The sequence below is a fragment of the Streptomyces durbertensis genome, assembly GCF_014156695.1.
GTDB classification, from domain to species: Bacteria; Actinomycetota; Actinomycetes; order Streptomycetales; family Streptomycetaceae; genus Streptomyces; species Streptomyces durbertensis.
Genome location: NZ_WMLF01000596.1, coordinates 1 through 2,578, shown reverse-complemented (window position 1 = coordinate 2,578; position 2,578 = coordinate 1). Strand labels below are relative to the sequence as shown.

Annotated in this window: 2 protein-coding genes; both read right to left on the bottom strand. The window is 68.2% G+C overall.

Translation table 11 applies throughout. The annotated features are described in order from the left end of the window. Nucleotides 1–739 (bottom strand): cytochrome d ubiquinol oxidase subunit II (cydB, locus tag GL263_RS24870; RefSeq protein WP_182857989.1); only part of this gene is annotated, 739 nt, incomplete at its 3' end. A 19-nt stretch (nucleotides 740–758) separates the two neighbouring features. Next, the gene (locus GL263_RS24865) at nucleotides 759–2,279 is read right to left on the bottom strand and encodes a cytochrome ubiquinol oxidase subunit I (RefSeq protein ID WP_182857988.1); all 1,521 of its coding nucleotides are present in this window, start codon (nucleotides 2,277–2,279) and stop codon (nucleotides 759–761) included. Between the last annotated feature and the right edge of the window lie 299 nt (nucleotides 2,280–2,578).

Below are 2,578 nucleotides of genomic sequence, written 5' to 3'. Positions count from 1 at the left end.
CCTCCCGCCCCCGGGCGTTGGCGACGAGCGCGGCGACCAGCGCGCCGGCGGCGACCAGCAGTGCCAGCAGGCTGGCGGCGTCACCGCGTTCGAGCTGCGTCCAGCCGAGGAAGGCGGCCGCGGAGGCCAGCGCGGCGAGGCCGAGCCCGGCGGCGGCGCGGCGGGCGCGCAGCCGGATCTCGCCGACCGTCTTGAGCGCGGTGAACACGGCGCCGTGGAAGGTGAAGAGGGTGAGGGTGAGGACGCCACCGAGCAGGGCGTGCGGGCCGAAGAGGTCGAAGAGGTTCCCGACGAACTCCTTGTCGGGGCCGATGGGCACGCCGCGCACGATGTTGGCGAAGACGACGCCCCACAGGAACGCGGGGATCAGCGAGCACCAGAAGATGGCGCGTTCCCAGTTGCGCTGCCAGTTCTCCTCCGGCCGCTTGGCGCGGTACTCGAAGGCGACACCGCGCACGATGAGCGACAGCAGGATCAGCAGCAGCGGCAGGTAGAAGCCGGAGAAGAGGGTGGCGTACCAGTCGGGGAACGCGGCGAAAGTGGCGCCGGCGGCGCTGAGCAGCCACACCTCGTTGCCGTCCCAGACCGGGCCGATCGTGTTGATCAGCACGCGCCGCTCCTGGCGGTCGCGGGCCAGCCCCCGGGTGAGGACACCGACGCCGAAGTCGAAGCCCTCCAGGAAGAAGTAGCCGATCCACAGGACGGCGATGAGCACGAACCAGATCTCGGGGAGTTGCATCACGGTCTCCTTGGGGGCCTCAGTAGGAGAAGGCCATGGGCTTGTCGGGCTCGTTCCGGTCGCCGCCGATGCGGGTCGGCGGGTTCAGGTCGGCCTCGGTCAGCTCGGGCGGGCCGGCTTTGGCGTACTTGAGGATCAGCCGCACCTCGATGACCGCGAGGATCGCGTAGAGCAGCGTGAACACCGACATCGAGATGATCACTTCGACCTGGGAGACGTTCGGGGAGACGGCCGAGGAGGTGGGCAGGACTCCGTAGACGGCCCACGGCTGGCGGCCCATCTCGGTGAAGATCCAGCCCCAGGAGCTGGCGATCAGCGGGAAGCCGATGGTCAGGACGGACAGCTTCCAGTACCAGTCGCCGAGCCGGGAGCCGAGCGGCCGGTTCCGGGTCAGCGCGAGTGTCGGCACCTCGTCCTCGCCGGTGCGCAGTCCGGGTGCGAGGAAGAGCTTGCGGCGGGTGAGCCAGAGTCCGGCGAGGCCGACGGCGAGGGACGCCATGCCGAAGCCGATCATCCAGCGGAAGCCCCAGTAGGCGACGGCGATGTTGGGCCGGTAGTCGCCGAGGCCGAACACCGCGTCGTAGCGCTCCTTGAGTGCCTCGTTGGTGTCGTTGATGCCGGGCACCGGGTCGCGGAAGTTGTCGTGGGCGAGGAAGGACAGCAGGCCGGGTATCTCGACGGCGACCTTGTTGTGCCCCTTGTCGACGTCGCCGATCGCGAAGAGCGAGAACGGCGCGGGGCCCTCGGTCTCCCACAGGGCCTCGGCGGCGGCCATCTTCATCGGCTGCTGCTCGTACATGATCTTGCCGAGGCGGTCGCCGGTGAACGCGACGAGCAGCCCGGAGACCACCAGGGTGACCAGGCCGACGCGCAGCGAGGTGCGCATCACCGGGACGTGCCTGCGCTTGCGCAGGTGCCAGGCGGCGATGCCGACCATGAACGCGCCGCCGGCGAGGAACGCCGCGGTGATGGTGTGGAAGAACTGGGCGACGGCGGTGTTCTGGGTGAGGACGAGCAGGAAGTCGGTCAGCTCGGCGCGGCCGGTCTCCTCGTTGATGCGGTAGCCCACGGGGTGCTGCATCCAGGAGTTGGCGGCCAGGATGAAGTACGCGGAGAGGATGGTGCCGATGGCCACCATCCAGATGCAGGCGAGGTGGATGCGCTTGGGCAGCCGGTCCCAGCCGAAGATCCACAGGCCGATGAAGGTGGACTCGAAGAAGAAGGCGATCAGCGCCTCGAACGCGAGCGGGGCGCCGAAGACGTCGCCGACGAAGCGGGAGTAGTCCGACCAGTTCATGCCGAACTGGAACTCCTGGAGGATGCCCGTCACCACGCCGAGGGCGATGTTGATCAGGAAGAGCTTGCCCCAGAACTTGGTGGCGGCCAGGTACTTGGGGTTGTTGGTGCGCACCCAGGCGGTCTGGAGGCCGGCGGTGAGCGAGGCCAGGGAGATCGTCAGGGGGACAAAGAGGAAGTGGTAGACGGTGGTGATACCGAACTGCCAGCGGGCCAGTGTCTCCGGCGCCAGTGCGAGATCCACGTCGTTCTCTCCTTCGCTCGCCCCGCATCGGTCCGCCCGAGCCGGGGCGACCGATCCGGCAAACCGTCCGTGCATTCGGGATCTTCTTGCGGATACACGGCACGCTTGTGAATGTGAATGCATTCACAAGGCCATTATGTCGCACGCCAGAGCGATCTCCGCACGGGGGTCCCCCCTTCCCAGGAGTTCAACAAGATGTTGAACTGGACCATGAGCACGCACACCACCACCGACACCGGTCCGGGCACCGGCCCGGACACCGTCACCGTCCACATCGGCTGGCCCGGCGGCCGCCTCAC